This is a genomic window from Streptomyces sp. NBC_01288 (genome assembly GCF_035982055.1).
In the GTDB taxonomy this organism is placed as follows: Bacteria; Actinomycetota; Actinomycetes; order Streptomycetales; family Streptomycetaceae; genus Streptomyces.
Genome location: NZ_CP108427.1, coordinates 8,833,233 through 8,853,776 on the forward strand (window position 1 = coordinate 8,833,233; position 20,544 = coordinate 8,853,776).

The 20,544-nt window shown below is 70.2% G+C and carries 18 protein-coding genes; 10 read left to right on the plus strand and 8 right to left on the minus strand.

All coding sequences use genetic code 11. The features are described from left to right. Window positions 1–7: 7 nt before the first annotated feature. The 5 genes from kdpB to OG194_RS39775 all read left to right on the plus strand — a co-directional run bounded on the left by kdpB (window position 8) and on the right by OG194_RS39775 (window position 7,619). The gene (kdpB, locus tag OG194_RS39755; RefSeq protein ID WP_327405561.1) at window positions 8–2,104 is read left to right on the plus strand and encodes a potassium-transporting ATPase subunit KdpB; all 2,097 of its coding nucleotides are present in this window, start codon (window positions 8–10) and stop codon (window positions 2,102–2,104) included. 5 nt (window positions 2,105–2,109) lie between these two features. Next, on the plus strand, window positions 2,110–2,778 hold the full coding sequence (locus tag OG194_RS39760) for a potassium-transporting ATPase subunit C (protein WP_327405562.1): 669 nt from the start codon (window positions 2,110–2,112) through the stop codon (window positions 2,776–2,778). A gap of 100 nt (window positions 2,779–2,878) precedes the next feature. Next, window positions 2,879–3,562: a response regulator transcription factor gene (locus tag OG194_RS39765; RefSeq protein ID WP_327405563.1), complete on the plus strand. Its 684-nt coding sequence runs from the start codon at window positions 2,879–2,881 to the stop codon at window positions 3,560–3,562. A gap of 1 nt (window position 3,563) precedes the next feature. Beyond that, complete coding sequence (locus tag OG194_RS39770) at window positions 3,564–6,110, plus strand: sensor histidine kinase KdpD (protein ID WP_327405564.1); 2,547 nt, start codon at window positions 3,564–3,566, stop codon at window positions 6,108–6,110. Between the two features lie 57 nt (window positions 6,111–6,167). After that, window positions 6,168–7,619, plus strand: coding sequence for a glycoside hydrolase family 43 protein (locus OG194_RS39775; protein ID WP_327405565.1), 1,452 nt, complete (start codon window positions 6,168–6,170; stop codon window positions 7,617–7,619). 107 nt (window positions 7,620–7,726) lie between these two features. Here OG194_RS39775 and OG194_RS39780 read toward each other — a convergent pair whose 3' ends face one another. Beyond that, entirely contained in the window at window positions 7,727–7,918 is a 192-nt protein-coding gene (locus tag OG194_RS39780) for a DUF5999 family protein (RefSeq protein ID WP_033283380.1), read from the minus strand. 282 nt (window positions 7,919–8,200) lie between these two features. Next, window positions 8,201–8,785, minus strand: a complete 585-nt coding sequence (locus OG194_RS39785; protein WP_327405566.1) for a hypothetical protein — start codon at window positions 8,783–8,785, stop codon at window positions 8,201–8,203. A 530-nt stretch (window positions 8,786–9,315) separates the two neighbouring features. Here OG194_RS39785 and OG194_RS39790 point away from each other — a divergent pair. After that, window positions 9,316–10,836, plus strand: a complete 1,521-nt coding sequence (locus tag OG194_RS39790) for a glutamate-cysteine ligase family protein (RefSeq protein ID WP_327405567.1) — start codon at window positions 9,316–9,318, stop codon at window positions 10,834–10,836. 64 nt (window positions 10,837–10,900) lie between these two features. On the opposite strand, the gene OG194_RS39795 is transcribed toward OG194_RS39790, so the two are convergent. Then, window positions 10,901–12,688 carry a substrate-binding and VWA domain-containing protein gene (locus tag OG194_RS39795; protein ID WP_327405568.1) on the minus strand — a complete coding sequence of 596 codons (1,788 nt, stop codon included), beginning with the start codon at window positions 12,686–12,688 and terminating at the stop codon, window positions 10,901–10,903. A 186-nt stretch (window positions 12,689–12,874) separates the two neighbouring features. Here OG194_RS39795 and OG194_RS39800 point away from each other — a divergent pair, with 186 nt between their 5' ends. Then, window positions 12,875–13,675, plus strand: a complete 801-nt coding sequence (locus tag OG194_RS39800; RefSeq protein ID WP_327405569.1) for a CPBP family intramembrane glutamic endopeptidase — start codon at window positions 12,875–12,877, stop codon at window positions 13,673–13,675. A 42-nt stretch (window positions 13,676–13,717) separates the two neighbouring features. Here OG194_RS39800 and OG194_RS39805 read toward each other — a convergent pair whose 3' ends face one another. Continuing rightward, a complete protein-coding gene (locus OG194_RS39805; protein ID WP_327405570.1) occupies window positions 13,718–14,530 on the minus strand; it encodes a PhzF family phenazine biosynthesis protein in 813 nt (270 codons plus the stop codon). A gap of 73 nt (window positions 14,531–14,603) precedes the next feature. Then, window positions 14,604–15,278: a class I SAM-dependent methyltransferase gene (locus OG194_RS39810; protein WP_327405571.1), complete on the minus strand. Its 675-nt coding sequence runs from the start codon at window positions 15,276–15,278 to the stop codon at window positions 14,604–14,606. Between the two features lie 131 nt (window positions 15,279–15,409). Here OG194_RS39810 and OG194_RS39815 point away from each other — a divergent pair, with 131 nt between their 5' ends. After that, window positions 15,410–16,048, plus strand: coding sequence for a PadR family transcriptional regulator (locus OG194_RS39815; RefSeq protein ID WP_078652573.1), 639 nt, complete (start codon window positions 15,410–15,412; stop codon window positions 16,046–16,048). 105 nt (window positions 16,049–16,153) lie between these two features. On the opposite strand, the gene OG194_RS39820 is transcribed toward OG194_RS39815, so the two are convergent. Together OG194_RS39820 and OG194_RS39825 are read right to left on the minus strand one after the other, a co-directional pair. Next, a complete protein-coding gene (locus OG194_RS39820; protein WP_327405572.1) occupies window positions 16,154–16,582 on the minus strand; it encodes a type II toxin-antitoxin system Rv0910 family toxin in 429 nt (142 codons plus the stop codon). 124 nt (window positions 16,583–16,706) lie between these two features. Then, entirely contained in the window at window positions 16,707–16,874 is a 168-nt protein-coding gene (locus tag OG194_RS39825) for a hypothetical protein (protein WP_327405573.1), read from the minus strand. A gap of 219 nt (window positions 16,875–17,093) precedes the next feature. Here OG194_RS39825 and OG194_RS39830 point away from each other — a divergent pair, with 219 nt between their 5' ends. Both OG194_RS39830 and OG194_RS39835 read left to right on the plus strand, forming a co-directional pair. Then, window positions 17,094–17,645, plus strand: a complete 552-nt coding sequence (locus tag OG194_RS39830; RefSeq protein ID WP_327405574.1) for a Clp protease N-terminal domain-containing protein — start codon at window positions 17,094–17,096, stop codon at window positions 17,643–17,645. 108 nt (window positions 17,646–17,753) lie between these two features. Continuing rightward, a complete protein-coding gene (locus OG194_RS39835; RefSeq protein ID WP_327405575.1) occupies window positions 17,754–18,764 on the plus strand; it encodes an EamA family transporter in 1,011 nt (336 codons plus the stop codon). A gap of 831 nt (window positions 18,765–19,595) precedes the next feature. On the opposite strand, the gene OG194_RS39840 is transcribed toward OG194_RS39835, so the two are convergent. Continuing rightward, entirely contained in the window at window positions 19,596–20,519 is a 924-nt protein-coding gene (locus OG194_RS39840) for an RNA polymerase sigma-70 factor (protein WP_327405576.1), read from the minus strand. Window positions 20,520–20,544: the final 25 nt, after the last annotated feature.

Genomic DNA, 20,544 nt, shown 5'->3' on the forward strand with positions numbered 1-20,544 from the left:
GGACTCGATGTCCACTGCCACTCCGACCCGGGCGCCGCACAGCGATGTGCCGACCGGTCACAAGGACGAGGGACGGGTCGGCGCGGGTCTGTTCGACCCGAAGCAGCTGATCAGGTCCCTGCCCGACGCCTGTCGCAAGCTCGACCCCAGGGTGATGGTCAAGTCGCCCGTCATGTTCGTGGTGTGGATCGGGTCCGTGCTGACCACGGTCTTCTCCTTCAAGGACCCGGGCGACTGGTTCGGCTGGGCGATCAGCGCCTGGCTGTGGCTGACGGTCATCTTCGCCAATCTGGCGGAGGCCGTCGCCGAGGGCCGCGGCAAGGCGCAGGCCGACACCCTGCGCAAGGCCAAGACCGACACGGTGGCCCGGCGGCTGAACGGCACGGTCGAGGAGCAGATCCCGGGCACCGAACTCCGCATCGGCGACCTGGTGGTGTGCGAGGCAGGCGACATCATCCCCGGCGACGGCGACGTCGTAGAGGGCGTCGCGAGTGTCGACGAGTCGGCCATCACCGGCGAGTCCGCGCCCGTCATCCGCGAGTCCGGCGGCGACCGCAGTGCCGTCACCGGCGGTACGAAGGTCCTCTCCGACCGCATCGTCATCAAGATCACGACGAAGCCCGGCGAGACCTTCATCGACCGGATGATCGCCCTGGTCGAGGGCGCGGCCCGGCAGAAGACGCCCAACGAGATCGCCCTGAACATCCTGTTGGCGTCCCTCACCATCGTCTTCTTGCTGGCCTGTGCCACGCTGCCGCCGTTCGCGGACTACGCGGGCACCCACCTCACGATGATCGTGCTGGTGGCCCTGCTGGTCTGCCTCATCCCGACCACGATCGGCGCGCTGCTCTCCGCGATCGGTATCGCGGGCATGGACCGGCTGGTGCAGCGGAACGTACTGGCCATGTCCGGCAGGGCAGTTGAGGCGGCGGGTGACGTGTCGACCCTTCTCCTCGACAAGACCGGCACCATCACCCTCGGCAACCGGCAGGCATCCGAGTTCGTGCCCGTCCCCGGCACCACCGAGGCCGAACTCGCCGACGCCGCCCAGCTCTCCTCGCTGGCCGACGAGACGCCCGAGGGCCGTTCCATCGTCGTCCTGGCGAAGGAGAAGTACGGCCTGCGCGAGCGTCACCAGGGCGAGTTGGCCCACGCCGAGTGGATCGCCTTCACCGCGCAGACCCGGATGTCCGGCGTCGACGTGGACGGGCGCAAGATCCGCAAGGGCGCGGCCGGTTCGGTCGTCACCTGGGTCCGGGAGCGGGGCGGCGAGGTGTCCGAGGACGCCGGCGCGCTCACCGACCGGATCTCCGCGGCCGGCGGCACCCCGCTGCTCGTGGCGGTCGAAGACACCGACGGCGCACGGGTGTTGGGCGTCATCCACCTCAAGGACGTCGTCAAGGCGGGCATGCGCGAACGGTTCGACGAACTGCGCCGCATGGGCATCAAGACCGTCATGATCACGGGCGACAACCCGCTGACCGCCAAGGCGATCGCCGAAGAAGCGGGCGTCGACGACTTCCTCGCGGAGGCCACTCCCGAGGACAAGATGGCCCTCATCAAGCGGGAGCAGGCCGGCGGCAAGCTGGTCGCGATGACCGGCGACGGCACGAACGACGCGCCCGCGCTGGCCCAGGCGGACGTCGGCGTCGCGATGAACACCGGCACGTCGGCCGCGAAGGAGGCCGGCAACATGGTCGACCTCGACTCGAACCCGACCAAGCTCATCGAGATCGTCGAGATCGGCAAGCAACTCCTCATCACCCGGGGCGCGTTGACGACGTTCTCGATCGCCAACGACGTCGCGAAGTACTTCGCGATCATCCCGGCGCTGTTCGCGGCCGTCTACCCGGGCCTGGACAAGCTCAACATCATGCACCTGGCCTCACCCGACTCCGCGATCCTCTCCGCGGTCATCTTCAACGCGCTGGTCATCATCGCGCTGGTCCCGCTCTCCCTGCGGGGCGTGCGGTACCGGCCGGTCAGCGCCGACAAGATGCTCCGCCGCAACCTCGGGATCTACGGCATCGGCGGACTGATCGCCCCCTTCATCGGCATCAAGATCATCGACCTCCTCATCTCCCTCATCCCCGGAATCGGCTGATCGGCATGAACAACTCGGTATCCAACACAGCCCGGTTGCTCTGGGCGGGCCTGCGTGCCCTGCTCGTGCTGACCCTGGTGACCGGTGTCATCTACCCGCTGGTCGTCACCGGCATCGCCCAGGGGATCTTCCCCGGCAAGGCGAACGGCTCGGAGATCAAGGCGGACGGCAAGGTCGTCGGCTCGTCCCTCATCGGGCAGTCGTACAACCTGCCGTTGAAGAAGGGGCAGGAGACCCCGGACCCGGACCTGAAGTGGTTCCAGGGCCGGCCGCAGAACGGGCTCGGCGTCAACAGCATCAACACCCAGTACAAGCTGATCCTTTCGGGCGCCACCAACCTCTCCGCCGACAGCAAGGTGCTCGTCCAGCAGGTGAAAGACGCCAAGGCCGCCGTCGTCAAGGACAACTCGGTGCCCGGCTACACGGTCAAGGCATCCCAGGTGCCCGCCGACGCGGTCACCTCCTCCGGCTCCGGCCTCGACCCGGACATCTCCCCGGCGTACGCGGACCTCCAGGTCCACCGCATCGCCGAGAAGAACGGTCTGTCCGTCGCCCAGGTGCAGAAGCTGGTCGACGCGCACACCGACGGCCGCACCCTCGGCTTCATCGGCGAGCCCACGGTGAACGTGCTGGAGCTCAACATCGCGCTCAAGTCCCTTGTGACGAAGAGCTGATGGCGTTACACGACCGGCAGGGGAGTCGGCGGCCCGGGAGAGATCCCGGCACCGCCGACTCCCGCCGCCATGCCAGGGACCACACGAAAGGCACACCCCCATGACACGGGTGCTGGTGGTGGAGGACGACCCGCAGCTCGTACGGGCCCTCGTGATCAACATGCAGGCCCGCCGCTACGGCGTCGACGCGGCCCCCGACGGAGCCACCGCGCTCCGGCTCGCGGCCGCGCGACAGCCGGACGTCGTGATGCTCGACCTCGGACTGCCCGACATGGACGGCGTCGACGTCATCAAGGCGCTGCGAGGCTGGACCCGGGTCCCGATCCTGGTGCTGTCGGCCCGGCAGGCATCCGACGAGAAGGTCGCCGCCCTCGACGCGGGCGCCGACGACTACATCACCAAGCCGTTCAGCATGGACGAACTCCTCGCCCGGCTACGGGCGGCGGTCCGCCGTGTCGAGGACGTGCCACTCACCCCGGCGACCACGTTTGTCACCACCGACGACTTCACCATCGACCTGCTCGCCAAGAAGGCCACCCGCGCCGGACACGACATCCGGCTCACCCCCACCGAGTGGCATCTGCTGGAGATCCTGGTCACCAACCCCGGCCGCCTGATCACCCAGAAGTACCTGTTGCAGGAGGTGTGGGGGGTGACCCAGAGCAACAAGACCAACTATCTCCGGGTCTACATGGCCCAGTTGCGCCGGAAGCTGGAAGGGGACCCGTCGAGCCCCCGCTATCTGATCACCGAGCCCGGCATGGGCTACCGCTTCGAAGGATGACATGGGACGCGGCAAGCTCCGGATCTACCTCGGCGCGGCACCGGGCGTCGGCAAGACGTACGCGATGCTGTCCGAGGCGCACCGGCGAACCGAGCGGGGCACCGACTGCGTGGTCGCCTTCGTGGAACACCACAGCAGACCCCGCACCGAGGTGATGCTGCACGGCCTGGAGGAGATCCCACGCCGCGAACTCGCCTACCGGGACACGCAGTTCACCGAGATGGACGTCGACGCGGTCCTCGCCCGCCACCCCGAGGTCGCCCTCGTCGACGAACTGCCGCACACCAACATCCCCGGCTCCCGCAACGCCAAGCGCTGGCAGGACATCGAGGAACTCCTCGCCGCCGGCATCGACGTGGTCTCGACCGTCAACATCCAACACCTGGAATCCCTGGGCGACATCGTCGAGTCCATCACCGGCGTCCGCCAGCAGGAGACCGTCCCGGACGAGGTCGTCCGCCGCGCCGACCAGATCGAGCTGGTCGACATGTCACCGCCCGCGCTACGGCGCCGGATGGCCCACGGCAACATCTACAAACCGGACAAGGTCGACGCGGCCCTGTCGAACTACTTCCGGCCCGGAAACCTCACCGCCCTGCGGGAGTTGGCGCTGCTCTGGCTCGCCGACCGGGTCGACGCCTACCTCCAGGAGTACCGCAGCGAACACCGCGTCTCGGCGATCTGGGGTTCGCGCGAGCGGATCGTCGTAGGGCTGACCGGCGGTCCGGAGGGTCGCACGCTGATCCGCCGGGCCGCGCGCCTCGCCGAAAAGGGCGCGGGCGGTGAGGTGTTGGCGGTCTACATCTCCCGCAGCGACGGACTGACCTCCGCCTCCCCGAAGGAACTGGCCCAACAGCGCACCCTGGCCGAGGACTTGGGCGGCACCTTCCACCATGTCGTCGGCGAGGACATACCGGCGGCACTGCTCGACTTCGCACGCGGGGTCAACGCCACCCAGATCGTCCTCGGCGTCTCCCGCCGCAAGGGCTGGCAGTACGTCTTCGGGCCCGGCGTCGGCTCGACGGTCGCCCGCGAGTCCGGACCCGATCTCGACGTCCACCTCATCACCCACGACGAGGCGGGCAAGGGACGCGGACTGCCCGTGAACCGGGGTACGCGGCTCGGGCGGGCCCGGATCGTCTGGGGCTGGCTGGCCGGAATCGGCGGACCGCTGCTGCTGACCTGGCTGTTGAGCACTGTCGCCCCCGAAGTCGGCCTGGCCAACGACATGTTGCTGTACCTGACCCTGACCGTGGCGGCGGCCCTGCTCGGCGGACTCTTCCCGGCACTGGCTTCGGCCGCGGTCGGATCGCTGCTCCTGAACTGGTACTTCACCCCGCCCGTGCACACCTTCACCATCGCCGACCCCAAGAACATCGTCGCCATCGCGATCTTCGTGGCCGTCGCGGTGTCGGTCGCGTCGGTGGTCGACCTGGCGGCAAGGCGCACACACCAAGCGGCCCGGCTGCGCGCCGAGTCGGAGATCCTCTCCTTCCTCGCGGGCAACGTACTGCGCGGCGAGACCAGCCTTGAGGCCCTCCTGGAACGGGTCCGGGAGACCTTCGGCATGGAGTCCGCCGCCCTGCTGGAGCGCGTGAGCGACGTCGAACCCTGGACCTGCGCGGGCAGCGTGGGCCCCCGCCCCTGCCAGAACCCGGAGGACGCGGACGTCGACGTACCGGTCGGCGACCACATGGCCCTGGCCCTCTCCGGCCGGGTCCTGCCCGCCGAGGACCGCCGCGTCCTGGCCGCCTTCGCCGCACAGGCCGCCGTGGTCCTGGACCGCCGCCGCCTCCGCGAAGAGGCGGACCAGGCACGGGCGTTGGCCGAGGGCAACCGCATCCGCACCGCACTCCTGGCCGCCGTGAGCCACGACCTGCGCACGCCCCTCGCCGGCATCAAAGCGGCCGTCTCCTCGCTCCGCTCCGAGGACGTCGCCTGGTCGGACGAGGACCAGGCGGAGCTGCTGGCAGGCATCGAGGACGGCGCCGACCGCCTCGACAACCTCGTAGGGAACCTCCTCGACATGTCCCGCCTCCAGACCGGCACGGTCACCCCGATCATCCGCGAGGCGGACCTCGACGAGGTGATCCCCATGGCGCTGGGCGGGGTCCCCGAGGACAGTGTCGAACTCGACATCCCCGAAACCCTGCCCATGGTCCCCGTCGACAAGGGCCTGCTGGAACGCGCCGTCGCCAACATCGTCGAGAACGCGGTGAAGTACAGCCCGGAGCGAACTCCCGTACTGGTCAAGGCGAGTGCCATCGCCGACCGCGTCGAGATCCGGGTCGTCGACCGCGGCCCCGGCGTCCCCGACGAGGCCAAGAACCGCATCTTCGAACCCTTCCAGCGCTACGGCGACGCCCCGCGCGGCGCCGGGGTGGGCCTCGGCCTCGCGGTCGCCCGCGGCTTCACCGAGGCCCTCGGCGGCACGCTGAGCGCCGAGGACACCCCCGGCGGCGGCCTCACGATGGTCCTCAGCCTCCACCTCGCCCCCGCACCCGCCCTTGCCCCCTCCGAAGGTTCCACCTACAGTCCGGCTCCGTAATATTCGAGATACGGCCCGAAACTTTCGAGACCGGGCCGTGCGAAGGGGCGGGGACACATGCGGACCTACGACAACCCGGTCATCGGCGGCTTCCACCCCGACCCCAGCGTGTGCCGGGTCGGCGAGGACTACTACCTGGCGTGCTCCAGCTTCGAGTACTTCCCGGGGGTCCCGCTCTTCCACAGCCGGGACCTGGTGCACTGGCGCCAGGTCGGCAACATCCTTGACCGGCCGGGGCAGTTGGACCTGCCGGACGACACCCCCGCCTCGGCCGGCATCTACGCCCCGACCCTCCGCCACCACGACGGCCGCTTCCACCTGATCACCACCGACGTGCGCGGCAAGGGCACCTTCCTCGTCACCGCCGACCGCCCCGAGGGCCCCTGGTCGGACCCGGTCCTCGTCGACGTGCCCGGCATCGACCCCGACCTGGCCTGGGACGAGGACGGCACCTGCTGGTGCGCCGTCGCCGGGGTGACGGTGTCCCGCATCGACCCGGCGACCGGCAAGGTCCTGGAGGGCCCGCTCCCGATCTGGTCCGGCACCGGACTCCAGCACCCGGAGGCCCCGCACCTCTACCGCGTCGGCGACTGGTGGTACCTGATGATCGCCGAGGGCGGCACCGCGGACGGCCACAGCGTCTCCATCGCCCGCGCCCGCTCCCCGCGCGGCCCCTACGAACCGGCCCCCGCGAACCCGATCCTCTCCCACCGCAGCACCGACCTCCCCATCCAGAGCACCGGCCACGCGGACCTGGTCACCGCCCCCGACGGCACCTGGTGGATGGTCCTGCTCGGCACCCGGCCCCGGGGCTGGTTCCCCGGCTTCCACGTGCTCGGCCGCGAGACGTTCCTGACCCCGGTGGAATGGGTGGACGGCTGGCCCAGGGTCGGCCCGGTACGGGAACAACACCCGGCGCCGGAGGCCTGGCACCCCTTCCAACTCCCGCCGGTGCGCGACGACTTCAACGCCCCGAACCTCGCCCACTCCTGGATCTCCCCGCGTAGCAGGCCGGCCGACAGCTGGTCACTGACCGAGCGCCCGGGCTGGCTGACCCTCGACGCGAAGTCCGCCCCCGCGTTCCTCGCCCGCAGGCAGCAGCACCCCGACTGCCGCGCGTCCGTGCGGATCGACCCCGGCTCCGGCCGAGCCGGCCTCTCCGTCCGCATGGACGAGGCGCATCACTACGACGTCGAGGTCGCCGGGGGAGTGGTGGGCGTGGTCGCGCGGATCGGCCCGGTACGACAGCGGGTCGCCGAGCATCCGGTGGCGCCGGGCCCGGTCGTCCTGACCGTCGACATCACCGCGACGGACGCCGAGACGCGAGCCCCCGACATCCTCGCCTTCTCCATGGAGGGTGCCGAAGGCGCCGTAGAACTGGCCGAGTTGGACGGACGCTATCTGTCCACGCAAGTGGCAGGGGGATTCACCGGACGGGTGATCGGTATGTACGTCACCGAGGGGAAAGCGGCCTTCGACTGGTTCGACTACCAGGAGGCACTCCGATAGCGGCCGACTACGCGGGGTGACCGACCCCGGAAATGCGTCGGGGCCGGTGCGCACCTCATGTGTGCGGCCGGCCCCTCATGTCCCTGAAATGCTCAAGCGGGAAATGCTCAAGCGGCTGTCACCACTTGGCGGTGCGGGGCGATGATCTGCCCGTCGGGCAGGAGCTCACCGGTGTCCTCGAACAGGAGAACGCCGTTGCACAGCAGGCTCCAGCCCTGTTCCGGGTGGTGCGCCATGAGGCGGGCGGATTCCCGGTCGGCGGATTCGGCTGTGGGACACGGTGGCTGGTGCTTGCACATTGGTGGGATCTCTCGCTCTGTTGTGGTCATTTCCGTCCCCCGTGGTGTTGAGTCGGTCCGAACCCAGTGTTGCCCCATGGACGTCGATCCGCAGGGATTTAGCAGCACCGCTTCTCACAGGTTCATGACGCATCACCCGCGCGGACGGTTCATCCCAATTCCCGGCTCGTACGAGCTTTTTCGTGCTCGGACGAGCGTTACGAGCGTGAAAGGGCCGGAAACGCGATCGTACCCCGCTGCCGGGAATTCGGCGGCGGGGTACGGGGGTGACGGCGGGGAAAGTCAGGCGGGTGAACCGAGCAGCGGCGCGGGAGACACCCGATGGGTCAGCATCGGCAGCAACTCGGCGACCCGGTGCGGACGATGGGCCGCGATGCCGGGCGGTGCCGGGGCCAGCGGGACCAGCAGATCGGTCGCGACGGGGCGGCCGCCGGCGCCGTCCTCGGTGAGGTCGCCGTGCAGCCAGAGCGTGAGCATGTAGAGGCCGGGCACGGAGAGGAGCCGCGGCTGGTAGGCGCCCTTCATGTTCTCTGCCTGGCGCAGCGCCCGCTCGGTGGAGGCGATGTAGGGGCCCTCGAAGAAGTGCGAGAACGCCCAGCCGTCCGGGGTCAGCATGGTCTCGGCCGCGGCGACCGCGCGGTCCCCGCAGCGGATCAGGAAACGCCATCCGGCCAGCCGGGTGACGGCCGTCCCGTCCGCGGACACGCGATCCAACACATGCAGGGGCAAAGGGAGTTCGGGTGTCGCCGGTCCCTGGGCCGCGCGCAGGGACGGGGTTTTGGCCTCGCGGACCGCGGTGGGAGAACCGAGTGCCGTGAGAACGGAGCGCAGGGCGGGCGCGGGAGCCGGGGGGACATGCAGCGGCATGGTGGGTCGCCTCTCATTCGACAGGCACTGATGGCGCGAGGGCGGGGCGGGGGCGGACGGCGCTGTCAGCTCTCGGGGTCAGGGAGGCCGGGCCGGGTTCCGCGAACATGGGTACGGCCTGCCGCACGTCACCTAGACGGCAGGTTCCAGGACCGGGGCGCCAACCTTCTGCCTTGTTCGCGGAGTTTATACGACACGGGTTCAGACGATGTTTCGTCTAGCCGTTTCCCGTATGAACAACAAGGACCTATTAGGCCAGCGATTCACGGGAATCATCCCGGTTCCGAACGGGCCCTACGGCGATGACCTCGGGATATGTCACCGATGGGGTCGGCCAATTCTCGTCGGCGTTTTTCACGAGGTCTTCATTGTCCGGGAACTGCTCGCTGCCGCATGCCTCGTGAATGTGCCGCGGGTCACGTTCGACCAGAGTAGCGGGCGCCGGGCCGGTGCGGGGACGTTATCGATCGCCAGGTCTGGGCATCATCCTTCCTGACCCGGGGACGAGTGGGACGAGGAGGTGACGCATCGTGGGGGAGAAGGTCGTTTCGGGAGGAACGTTCGAGCTCGCCGACCGTCAGCGCTACCGCGCCAAGCTGCGGCGCTGTCTGACGGGACTGGAGCGGCTGCTGGCCGAGAAGCGGTTCGACCGCCCCAGGAACCTCATGGGGCTGGAGATCGAACTGAACCTCGTCGGCTCCGACGGCATGCCGAGAATGCTGAATGGAGAGGTGCTGGAACGCATCGCGAGCCGAGATTTCCAAACAGAACTCGCCATGTTCAATCTGGAAGTCAACATTGCCCCACACCGATTGGAGGGCCGGGTATTCGACCGGCTCGCCGAGGAGATCCGTACGTCACTGGCATATGCCCATCGGAAAGCGGGCGAGGTCGACGCCGGAATACTGATGATCGGCATTCTGCCGACGCTCGACCGGGACGACCTGGTCTCCTCGAACCTCTCCGCGGTCGACCGCTACACCCTGCTCAACGACCAGATCGTGGCGGCTCGCGGCGAGGATTTCGTCCTCGACATCGACGGCGTCGAGCACCTCACCTGCACCTCGGGCTCCATCGCCCCCGAAGCCGCCTGCACCTCCGTGCAGCTGCACCTCCAGGTCACCCCGGACCGCTTCGCCGATGTGTGGAACGCGGCCCAGGCCGTCGCCGCCGTACAGGTCGCCGTGGGCGCCAACTCGCCCTTCCTGTTCGGCCGTGAGCTGTGGCACGAGTCCCGGCCCCCGCTCTTCCAGCAGGCCACCGACACCCGCCCGCCCGAACTCCAGGCCCAGGGCGTCCGCCCCCGCACCTGGTTCGGCGAGCGCTGGGTCACGTCGGCGTACGACCTCTTCGAGGAGAACCTGCGCTTCTTCCCGCCCCTGCTCCCGATCCACGACGACGAGGAACCCCTCGACGTCCTCGACGCCGGCGGCATCCCCACCCTCGCCGAACTCGTCCTGCACAACGGCACGGTGTACCGCTGGAACCGCCCGGTCTACGGCATCGCCGACGGTGTCCCGCACCTGCGCGTCGAGAACCGCGTCCTGCCGGCAGGACCCACCGTCACCGACGTCATCGCCAACACCGCGTTCTACTACGGCGTCGTCCGCGCCCTCGCCGAGGAGTCGCGGCCGGTGTGGACCCGGCTGCCCTTCGAGGCGGCCGCCGCCAACTTCGACACCGCGTGCCGCCACGGCATCGACGCCCGCCTGCTCTGGCCCCGGCGCGGACGCCTCGGTGGCGTCACCGAGATCGACGCGGTGGCCCTCGTACGCGACGAACTGCTGCCGCTCGCGGAGGCCGGCCTGGACGCGTGGGGGGTCGAACCGGCCGACCGGGACCTGTACTTGGGCGTGATCGACGAGCGCTGCCGGCGTCGGGCCAACGGGGCGACCTGGCAGTCCGCCACGTTCCACCGGGCCCTGGAGCAGGGGCTCACGAGGGAAGCGGCGCTGGCCGCGACGACCCGCCGCTACAGCGAGTTGATGCATCTCGGGGAGCCGGTCCACACCTGGCCGGTGGGGTTGCCGGAGCCGGTGCCGCTGGGGTGAGGTGTGGGGGTGGGATGAAGTGTGGGGCGGGGTGTGGGGTGGGACGGGGTGAACTGACCCTGTTTCAGCCCGCGTTGGCCGATGCGCCCGACGCGCCCGCCGCCACGATGGCCTGGAGGATCACCGACTGGATCTGAGCCGGGTCGGTCACCTCGTGGCCCGAGCCGCCGGTCGCCTCGGCGATCTGGCGGGCCTCCTCCTTGTCGGCCTCCGGACCCACCCCGATCATGATGAGCGGCACCGGCCGCTCAGGGCTGGCGAGTTGCCGCAACTGCTTGATGAGCGTGGAGCGGGAGATGCTGCCCGGGTCCTGGTTGACGCCGTCGGTCAGGATGACGAGCGCGTTGAACTTCCCCTTGGCGTAAGAGGACGTGGCCGCCTTGTACGCGGCGAGCGTGGTGTCGTAGAGCCCGGTCGCGCCGTTCCGCACCGGCTTCAGCGAGCCGAACGCCGCTGACAGGGCGTCCCGTTGGGTGCCGTCGCCGGTGCGGTCGCCGAGCCGCTCGGTCGGCACCAGGACGCGGTAGTCCTTGTCGCCGTCGAGCTTCGTCGAGAACTCCCACAACCCGATCTCGTCCTCGGGCGTGAACGTGGCCAGCGCCTGCAACAGCGAGGCCTTGGTGACATCCATGCGCGACTGCCCCGTCCCCGGCACCGACTCCGCCATCGAGGCGGACGCGTCGACGACCGTGGTGATCCGCGCGCTCTGCACCGTGATCGTCCAAGTACCCAGGGCCTCTTGGAGCGCCGCGTCGGAGGCCTGCTCGGGCGCGGCCACGGCGTACGGCTGCGGACTGCTGCCACCGGCCTTGGCGACCACGGCCTTCGGCGCGGCGTCGTCATCCGTCCGGAAGCCGTACTTCTCCATCAGCTTCTGCTGGGCCGGCCGGCTCAGATACGTCATGAACCGGATCGCGGCCCGGCTCTGGTCCGTCGTCAGCCGCTCCTGGTCGACCAGGTTGTACGGGTAGTCGAGCCGAGGGGAACCGTCCTTCGGGTAGAAGAGATCCAGGCTCCCGTCGCTGTCCGCCGACGCGTTGTACGTGAATGCCGACTGCTCGCTGAGGACCAGCGCCTGGTTGCGCTTCGGGTTGCCCTGCTCGGTGCCGGACGCGTTGCGCGGCAGGGTGTCCAGGACCTGGCCGTCGGTGTCCGAGGTCCGCTGCGACAACGTCTTCATCATCGCCGCGGCCTGTGTTGCCCCGCCCTTGACCTTGGCGGCGGCCGTGCTCAGTTGCGTGAGCGCCAGCAGTCCCGTCGCGCTGCGCGCCGGATCGGCCGCGCCCAGGCGCAGCGAGTCGTCCGTGAGGGTGGCACCGGCCAGGTCGAGCCAGCTGTACGTCTTCTTCGGCCACCCGAGCGACTTCGCGGCGGCCGGGACCATCGCCACCCCGACCGGTGTGGAGGCCACGTTGCCCGTGGGAGTCACCTCCGTCGCGTCGGCGTCGGCGGCCGACGTGACCTCGTTCACCCACAGCTCCGAGTCGGGCACCCACACCTGCGCGTCCGGGTGCTTGCCCGCCTTGAGCGTGTCCGCGAACTTGTACGACTCCTGGGCGGTCACGGAGATGTTCAGACACTGCCCGTCGGACGTGATGCTCTCGTCGCGCGCCTGTCCGGCCGCCGCGCGCAGAGCGGGAGCCATGTCGGGAGAGGCGGCGAGTTTCAGCCGTACCGCGTCCTTCCGGCAGGAGGAACCGAAGGAGAGCAACCCGCTCTGCACCGCGACGGCGGTACCGCCGGCGACGGTCAGCACGAGCACCGTGGCGACGGCCACCGTGCGGCGGCGCGCGCGAGGACGGGGGTCGCTGCCGCCCGCACCGTACTGATCGGGCAAGCTGTGACGTCCCATGACGGTGATGCCCCTCCCTGTTGAACCACGTGCCGGTGTGCGGCCGTATGGCAGACATGGGGGAGGTACGTCCCGAACCGCGTCCGTCCCCCCAACGGCCTGTCGCGCACGATCTTCGTAAGTTCTTTCGAGACCCTAGCGGGGCGAAGATGGGCATGAGGCGGGATTTCCGAACTGAAGGCAGGTGTGCAGGTGGAGGCAGGGCAGGTGGCCGAAACTTTTCCGCTGGAGCGGCCCACGCGGCGGATTCTCCGGTCCGAGGCACTGCTCGTTCTGGGGCTTTCGCTCGGTGCGAGTGGAGTGTCCGCCTTGATCAGTTTTGTCGGGTCGGTCACGAAACCGGGAGGCCTCAAGGATCAGGCGGCCACCCTCAACGCCTCGGCCGCGCCGGGCCGTCCCTGGCTTGATCTCGCCTGGCAGCTGTTCGGGATCGCCTCGGCACTCGTCCCCGTCGCGCTCGTCGCGCACTTCCTCCTGAGGGAGGGCGAGAGCCTGCGCACGATCGGCTTCGACCGCACCCGGCCCTGGCCCGACCTGGGCCGCGGGGTCGCGATCGCGGCGGTCATCGGCAGCACCGGCATCGCCTTCTACCTGTCCGCCCGCGGCCTCGGCTTCAACCTCACGGTGGTACCGGAGGCGCTGCCCGACGTCTGGTGGAAATACCCGGTCCTGATCCTCTCCGCGATGCAGAACGCGATCCTCGAAGAAGTGATCGTGGTGGGCTATCTCCTGCGCCGCCTCGGCCAGTTGGGCTGGACGCCGGGCACCGCGCTGGTGGCCAGTTCCGTACTGCGCGGTAGCTACCACCTCTATCAGGGCATCGGCGGCTTCGTCGGCAACATGGTGATGGGCGTGGTGTTCGTGTACCTGTACCGGCGTTGGGGTCGCGTGGGTCCCCTGGTGGTGGCGCATTCCCTGCTCGACATCGGGGCGTTCGTCGGCTATGCGCTGCTTGCGGGGAAGGTGGGATGGCTGCCGACGGCGTAAGTCCCTTGCGGGGCAGGGGACTTGAGGTTTGCGGCGTGAGGCTCAGGCGAGCAGCTCGCCGTCGATCACCGTGACGGCGTGTCCGGTCAACAGGGTGCGGTCGCCGCGGAGTTCGGTGCGGACGCGCCCCGATCGGGGTGAGGCCTGTAGCCCGGTGAGGACCGTGTTCCCGAGGCGCTCGGACCAGTAGGGGGCCAGTGCCGTGTGCGCGCTGCCGGTGACCGGGTCCTCGTCGATCCCGACGTTCGGGAAGAAGCAGCGGGACACGAAGTCGTAGCCCCGGCTGGGGTCTTGGGCCCGGGCGGTGGCGATGATGCCGCGCTCGGAGGCGGCGGCGAGGGCCTTGAGATCCGGCGCGAGTCCTACGACGGTCTTCTCGTCGGCGAGTTCGACGAGGAGGTCGCCGATGTTCGGGCCGGTGTCGAACGCGGTGGGGAGCGTCTCCGCCCCCAGCGCCTCGGCGACACCGTCCGGAACCGTCTCGGGGGTGAGCGGGGCGGTCGGGAAGTCGAGCGTGATCGACCCGTCCCCGGCCGGCGTGGCGACGAGCACACCGCTCCGCGTGGCGAACCGCACGGTCCCTTCGTGGGTGCCGGTGCTGTGCAGGACGTGGGCCGTGGCGAGGGTCGCGTGCCCGCACATCGCGACCTCGGTCGACGGCGTGAACCACCGCAACGCCCAGTCGGCGTCCCCGCCTTCGGGCAGTCGGTGCGCGAACGCCGTCTCCGCGTGATTCACCTCCGACGCGACTTTCTGAAGCCGGTCGTCCGCCGGGAAGGCATCGAGGAGCAGCACCCCGGCCGGGTTGCCGGCGAAGGCGCGGTCGGTGAAGGCGTCGACGATTCGAATCCGCATGGCTTGACGCTAGGCGCTGCGCGGAGGCGCGGGCCAAGGCCAATTCGGGGGGACTGGACCGATTCGGGGGCGGCTATGAGGGTGAGGGGCGTTCCGGTTTCCGGGCAAGGAAGGCGGCGTGCGTTCGCTTCGCCCCCTCGGCCGGTTCCAGGACCAGGCGCGCGGTGAGGGTGAGTCCGGCCTGGGCGAGCAGCCCGGCGATCCGGTCCGGCGGGATCAGGTGGGACTCGTAGGACACGGGGTGGCCGCCGTACGCCTGTGTGGGACGCAGGAGTTGGTCGTCTCCGACGTGTCCGGCCAGCAGCAGGTGGCCACCGGGGGCGAGTACGCGCTGGAACTCGCCGAAGACGATGGGTAGTTGGTCGGGCGGCGTGTGGTGCGTGGAGTAGTGGGCGAGGATGCCGCCGAGTTCGTCGTCTCCGACGGGTGGCGCGGTCATCGAGCCCACGGTGAAGGTCAGGTGCGGGTGGGCGCGGCGGGCCAGTTCGATCATCTTGGGGGAGATGTCGATGCCGAAGACGGGCACCCCGAGGCCCGCCAGATACGCCGTGATCTTCCCGGGCCCGCACCCCAGATCCGCGACCGGCCCGAGCCCGGCCGTCCGCACGGTCTCGGCGAACGCGGCCAGCATCGCGCGTGACACGGGGTCCAACTCGCCCGGTTCCTTGACGAGTTGGACGTAGGCGGCGGCGACGGTGTCGTACGACTCCTGGATCGCGGCGAGGTAGGAGGGCGTCTGCTCGGTCACGCCGGTGACTCTAGGGGGTGTCGTCAGGAGGGGATGCTGGACCGGGCTATCGAAAGGGGGTTGCCATCCGAACAGTCCCGATATATCGTTGACGCATCGCGACAGATCAACGATGGAATGGAGTGATTGCGATGCGTACCCACGGATACGAGCGTGGACATGGACAGGACGGACCCTCCCGGCGCGGCCGGGGTGGCCCTGACGGGCGGCGTGGGGCTTTCGGTCCCTTCGGGCCCGGTGGACCTGGTGGCCCCGGAGGCCCCGGCTTCGGACCGGGCTTCGGTCCCGGCCCCTGGGGTGGACGAGGGCGCGGCGGCCCGAGGGGTGGCAGGGCGCGGCGCGGCGACGTACGCGCGTCGATCCTGGCCCTCCTCAAGGACCGGCCGATGCACGGCTACGAGATGATCCAGGAGATCGCCGAGCGCAGCGGCGGCGCGTGGAAGCCGAGCCCCGGCTCGGTCTACCCCACCCTGCAACTGCTGGAGGACGAGGGCCTGATCGCCAGTGAGTCGGAGGGCGGCAAGAAGCTCTTCGCCCTCACCGAGGCCGGCCGTACCGCCGCGGAGGAAGGTCCGGACGCGCCCTGGGAAGAGGCTTCCCGCGGTGTCGACTGGGAGGCCCTCAGTGAGATCCGCCAGGCTGGCTTCGGTCTGATGGAGGCCTTCGGTCAGGTCTGGAAGACCGGCAGCAAGGAGCAGCGCGAGAAGGCGCTGACCGTCATCAACGACGCGCGCAAGAAGCTGTACCTGATTCTGGCCGACGAGGACTGATGTCCTCGGGGTCGGAAGAGGTGGCAGGCCAAGGCGCCTCACGGAACTTCCGTGGGGCGCCTTCCCTGTGCGCGTTCCCGTTCCTGCGGTGCCCCGGCGCGCTCCTCAGGCCACCAGCCCGGCCAGTTTGCGCAGCGACTCGTTCAGGGCGGCCGTACCCGAGTCCTTCAGTTTGCCCGCCATCAACGACACCGCCGCACCCGTGAACTCGCCGTCGATCCGGACCGTCGTGGCGTCGCCGTCGGGCGTGAGCGTGTAGCGCGTGGCGACGTTCACGGCCATCGGGCCCTTGCCGCGGATGGCGAACACCCGGGCCGGTTCGACCTCCTCGATGGTCCACTCGACCTCGGCCGGGAAGCCCATCAGCTTCATGTTCTCCTGGAAGGTCCCGCCCACCGCCAGCACGTCCGGGCCGCCCTTGGGGAAGTTGGTGTGGGTCGCGTTCCACTCGCCGTACGCGGACCAGTCCGTGAGTTGAGTCCACACCTTCTCGGCCGGGGCCTCGATGCGTGCCTCCGCGCTGATTTCGGCCATGCGACCACCTCTTCGTATCGGGCTACCGTGTCGCGGAACGTAGCCGCAGGGCGCGCAACATTCAATACTGATGAACCGTCAGAAATTGTGTGGCTGTGCTGTGTTCCTGCGCCGACTTACGGGTTCAGCTCATCCGTCGTATGACCGCCGCGTCGAACAGGTCCCACGCGCGCGGGTGGGCACTCTCGTCGTGGCAGTGCCACGCGTCCCAGAACAGGTCGGCGAGCAGCGCGTCCTCCGGGGCGTACACCCGGTACACGTACTGCCTGCCGTCGACCGCCGGCAATGCCACCAGCCAGCACCTGCTCTCCACGTTCGCGAAAGACGTACGCCGGGTGCGGCGCGGTTGCGCACGGGGCGCGCGGCGGCCGGGCGCGCGCCTCTCGGGGTCAAGGGGCGTGATCTCATCCGTAAGGAGGAGATTCCGTCGGCCCGGGTCCACTCTGTGTGGGACGCCGAAATGCAACCCTCCGGGGATGCCCTCAATGCGGGGGACTGATGGGGTAAGAGTGTGCAACCCCAGATCCCCAGGCAGTCGGCCCGCGAGCAAGGCATCCACCGCGCGGACAACGATGCCAGGCTCAGTGCAGAGCTGGCAGCGGTGGTCGCCGGTGCGCGCCGCCGGGCCCTGCGGGACGGGGACCGGCAGATCGACACGGCCCACCTGCTGCACAGCCTTCTGGAGTCGGACCCCGAGGCGCGTGCCGTCTTCGGCGACGGCCCGCAGATCGCCCGGCTCCTCGGCTACCTCGTCCAGCGCAGCATCGGCTACGGCCTCCGCTGGCAGGGCACGGTCGAGGACTCCGGCGCGATCCCCGTGATCCCCGCGGCGGAGGGCTGGTCGCCGCTGGCCGCCGGCGCGCTGGAGTACGCCTGCGAGCGCGCCGGACTCCGCGACGGCGACCTGGCCTGCGGCATCGACCTCCTCGCGGCGATCGTCGCGGACCCGGAGTCCCGTGCCGTCGAGGTCCTGCACCGCGCGGGCATCGAGTCCCCCGAGGTGCTGATCTGGATCGAGGGGCGCTTAGGGGAGTACGTCAGGGGTGCTGAGACGGGTTGCTGAGCGGGTCGGCGGTGTGGGCCGGGGGGCCGGTCGGGACGACGTGTCGGGGGTCCACGTCCTGAGACAGGTGTCAACAGGGGTGACGCTCCTGTCATCCCCTGTCATCATGTGCCCGTGCATACGTCTGAGAGCAGTGCGGCCGGAGGTGGCAGCGGCAAGGGTGTCGGGCTGGGCCTGGCACTCGGGTCCGCGTTGGCCTTCGGGGGATCCGGGGTCGCGGCGAAGCCGTTGATCGAGGCGGGGCTCGACCCGCTGCACGTGGTGTGGCTGCGGGTGGCCGGCGCGGCCCTCGTGATGCTGCCCCTCGCCGTACGGCACCGCGCGCTCGTACGGAGTCGTCCCGCGCTGCTCCTCGGGTTCGGGCTGCTCGCCGTGGCCGGTGTCCAGGCCTGCTACTTCGCCGCGATCTCCCGCATACCCGTAGGGGTCGCCCTGCTCGTGGAGTACCTCGCCCCCGCCCTCGTGCTCGGCTGGGTGCGGTTCGTGCAGCGGCGCCCGGTCACCCGTGCCGCCGCGCTCGGCGTGGTCCTCGCGGCCGGCGGGCTCGCCTGTGTCGTCGAGGTGTGGGCGGGCCTGAGCTTCGACGCCGTGGGCCTGTTGCTCGCGCTCGCCGCCGCCTGCTGCCAGGTCGGCTACTTCGTGCTGTCCGACCAGGGCGGCGACGCCGGCGACGAGGCCCCCGACCCGCTCGGCGTGATCGCCTACGGCCTCCTCGTCGGCACCCTCGTCCTGACCGCCGTGGCCCGCCCCTGGACCATGGACTGGTCGATCCTCGCGGGCGACGCCCACATGAACGGCACCCCGGTCCCGGCCGCCCTCCTGCTCGCCTGGATCGTCCTGATCGCCACGGTCCTGGCGTACGTCACCGGAGTCGTCTCCGTCCGCCGCCTCTCCCCGCAGGTCGCGGGCGTCGTGGCCTGCCTCGAAGCGGTCATCGCGACCGTCCTGGCCTGGATCCTCCTCGGCGAACACCTCTCCGCACCGCAGATCATCGGGGGCGCGGTGGTCCTGCTGGGCGCCTTCATCGCCCAGTCCTCCGCACCCACGAAGAGCTCCGGGGAACCGGTGGCGGGCGGCGGCCCGGAACGAGAGCCGGCCACCCGGGAGACGACGGCCTGAGCGCGCCGCACGACAGGTCGCCCCGCCGTCCCACCACCCGCCATATCGGCGCCTACGGCCTGCCGCCCGGCAGGCCTACCGCCTACCCTCCGCAGGCCTGCCGGCTGCCGACCTCGGCTCCCAGGGCCTGCCGTTCGCCTGCCGTCCGGGCACTCCCCGCGATCGGCCCGCCGCCTGACGCCTGCGGGCCTGCCGCCCGCCGCGACCGGCCGTCGCCTGTCGGCTCGCCGCCCACGGCCTGTCGTCCTACCGCCCGCCTGCCGTCCGGGCTGGCATCGCGATGATCCCGAACGCCCGCCCGCCGTCCCGGCGTTCATCGCGACCGGGCGGCAGCCCACGGACTACCGCCCGCAGGCCTGCTGTCCGCCGCGACCGACTGTTGCCTGCCGTCCCGGCTCCCACGGCTTGCCGTCTCGCCGTCCACGGCTTGCCGTCCCGCCGCCCGCCTGCCGTCCCGGCGCTCACCGCGACGGCCCACCGCCCGCCGCCCGAGGGTTTGCCGCCCTGCCGTGACCGGCCGCCGCCTACTGTCCCGGCTCCCACGGTCTGCCGTCCCGCTACCCGCCTGCCGTCCCGGCGCTCACCGCGACGGCCCACCGCCCGCCGCCCGAGGGTTTGCCGCCCCGCTGTGACCGGCCGCCGCCTACCGTCCCGGCTCCCACGGCCTGCCACCCGCCCGCTGTCCCCGCCTCCCCTCCGCAGGCTGGGGTTATTTCTAACCTGTCACCGGGGTGGACAGCGGTTAGATTTACCCACAGCTTCCAGCGCCCCCCACACCAGACCGGCCGCGGGCCCGCCGCCCATCGTGGCTGGCCCGTCGTTCGCCGCCCGTCAGTTCGGTCGGCGGCGGGCCTGCCTCAGTTCGCGGTCGACGGCCCAGGCGTCGGCGACCGGGCCGATGTGGCCGAGCTTGTCGGGGTTGATCACCGCGCGGATGGTCTGGATCCGGCCGTCGAGCACGTCGAGGGCCAGGGTGTGGAGCACCTTCCCGTCGCGGTCGCGGAAGAGCGCGCCGGGCTGGCCGTTGACCTGGTGCAGTTCGTACGACACGTCGATGCGGATCAGCCAGGGGAAGACCGTGCCCAGCACCCGGGCCACGTTCTCCGCCCCGGCGACGGCCTTGGCCAATTGCGGGGCCTTCCCGCCGCCGTCACCGACGAACTGCACGTCGGCGGCGAGCAGTTCACGTAGTCCGCCCACGTCACCGTCCTTCAACGCGTCGAAGAACCGGGTCGCCAGTTCCTCCCGCTCCTGCCGGTCCGCGGCGAACCGGGGCCGCCGGTCCGCCATGTGCCGACGCGCCCGTACCAGCAACTGCCGGCACGCCGACTCCGAACGCCCCACGGTCGTGGCGATCTCGTCGAAGCCGAAGGCGAACACCTCCCGCAGCACGAACACCGCCCGCTCCAGCGGGCTGAGTTGCTCCAGCAGCAGAAGGGCCGCCATCGACACCGAGTCGGCCAGTTCCACCGACCGCGCCGGATCCTGGTACGGGTCGCTCAGCAGCGGCTCGGGGAACCAAGGGCCGACGTACTCCTCCCGCCGTACCCGGGCGGAACGCAGCACATCGATCGCGATCCGCGTCACCGTGGCCGACAGGAAGGCCTTGGTCGACGTGGGCCGGGTCGCCGTGCCGTCGAACCGCAGCCAGGTCTCCTGCACCGCGTCCTCGGCCTCGCCCACACTGCCCAGAATCCGATAGGCGATCGAGAACAGCAGCGGCCGCAGCTCCTCGAACTCCTCGACCTTGCTCACGCCGAATCCCCTTTCCCTGGTGGCC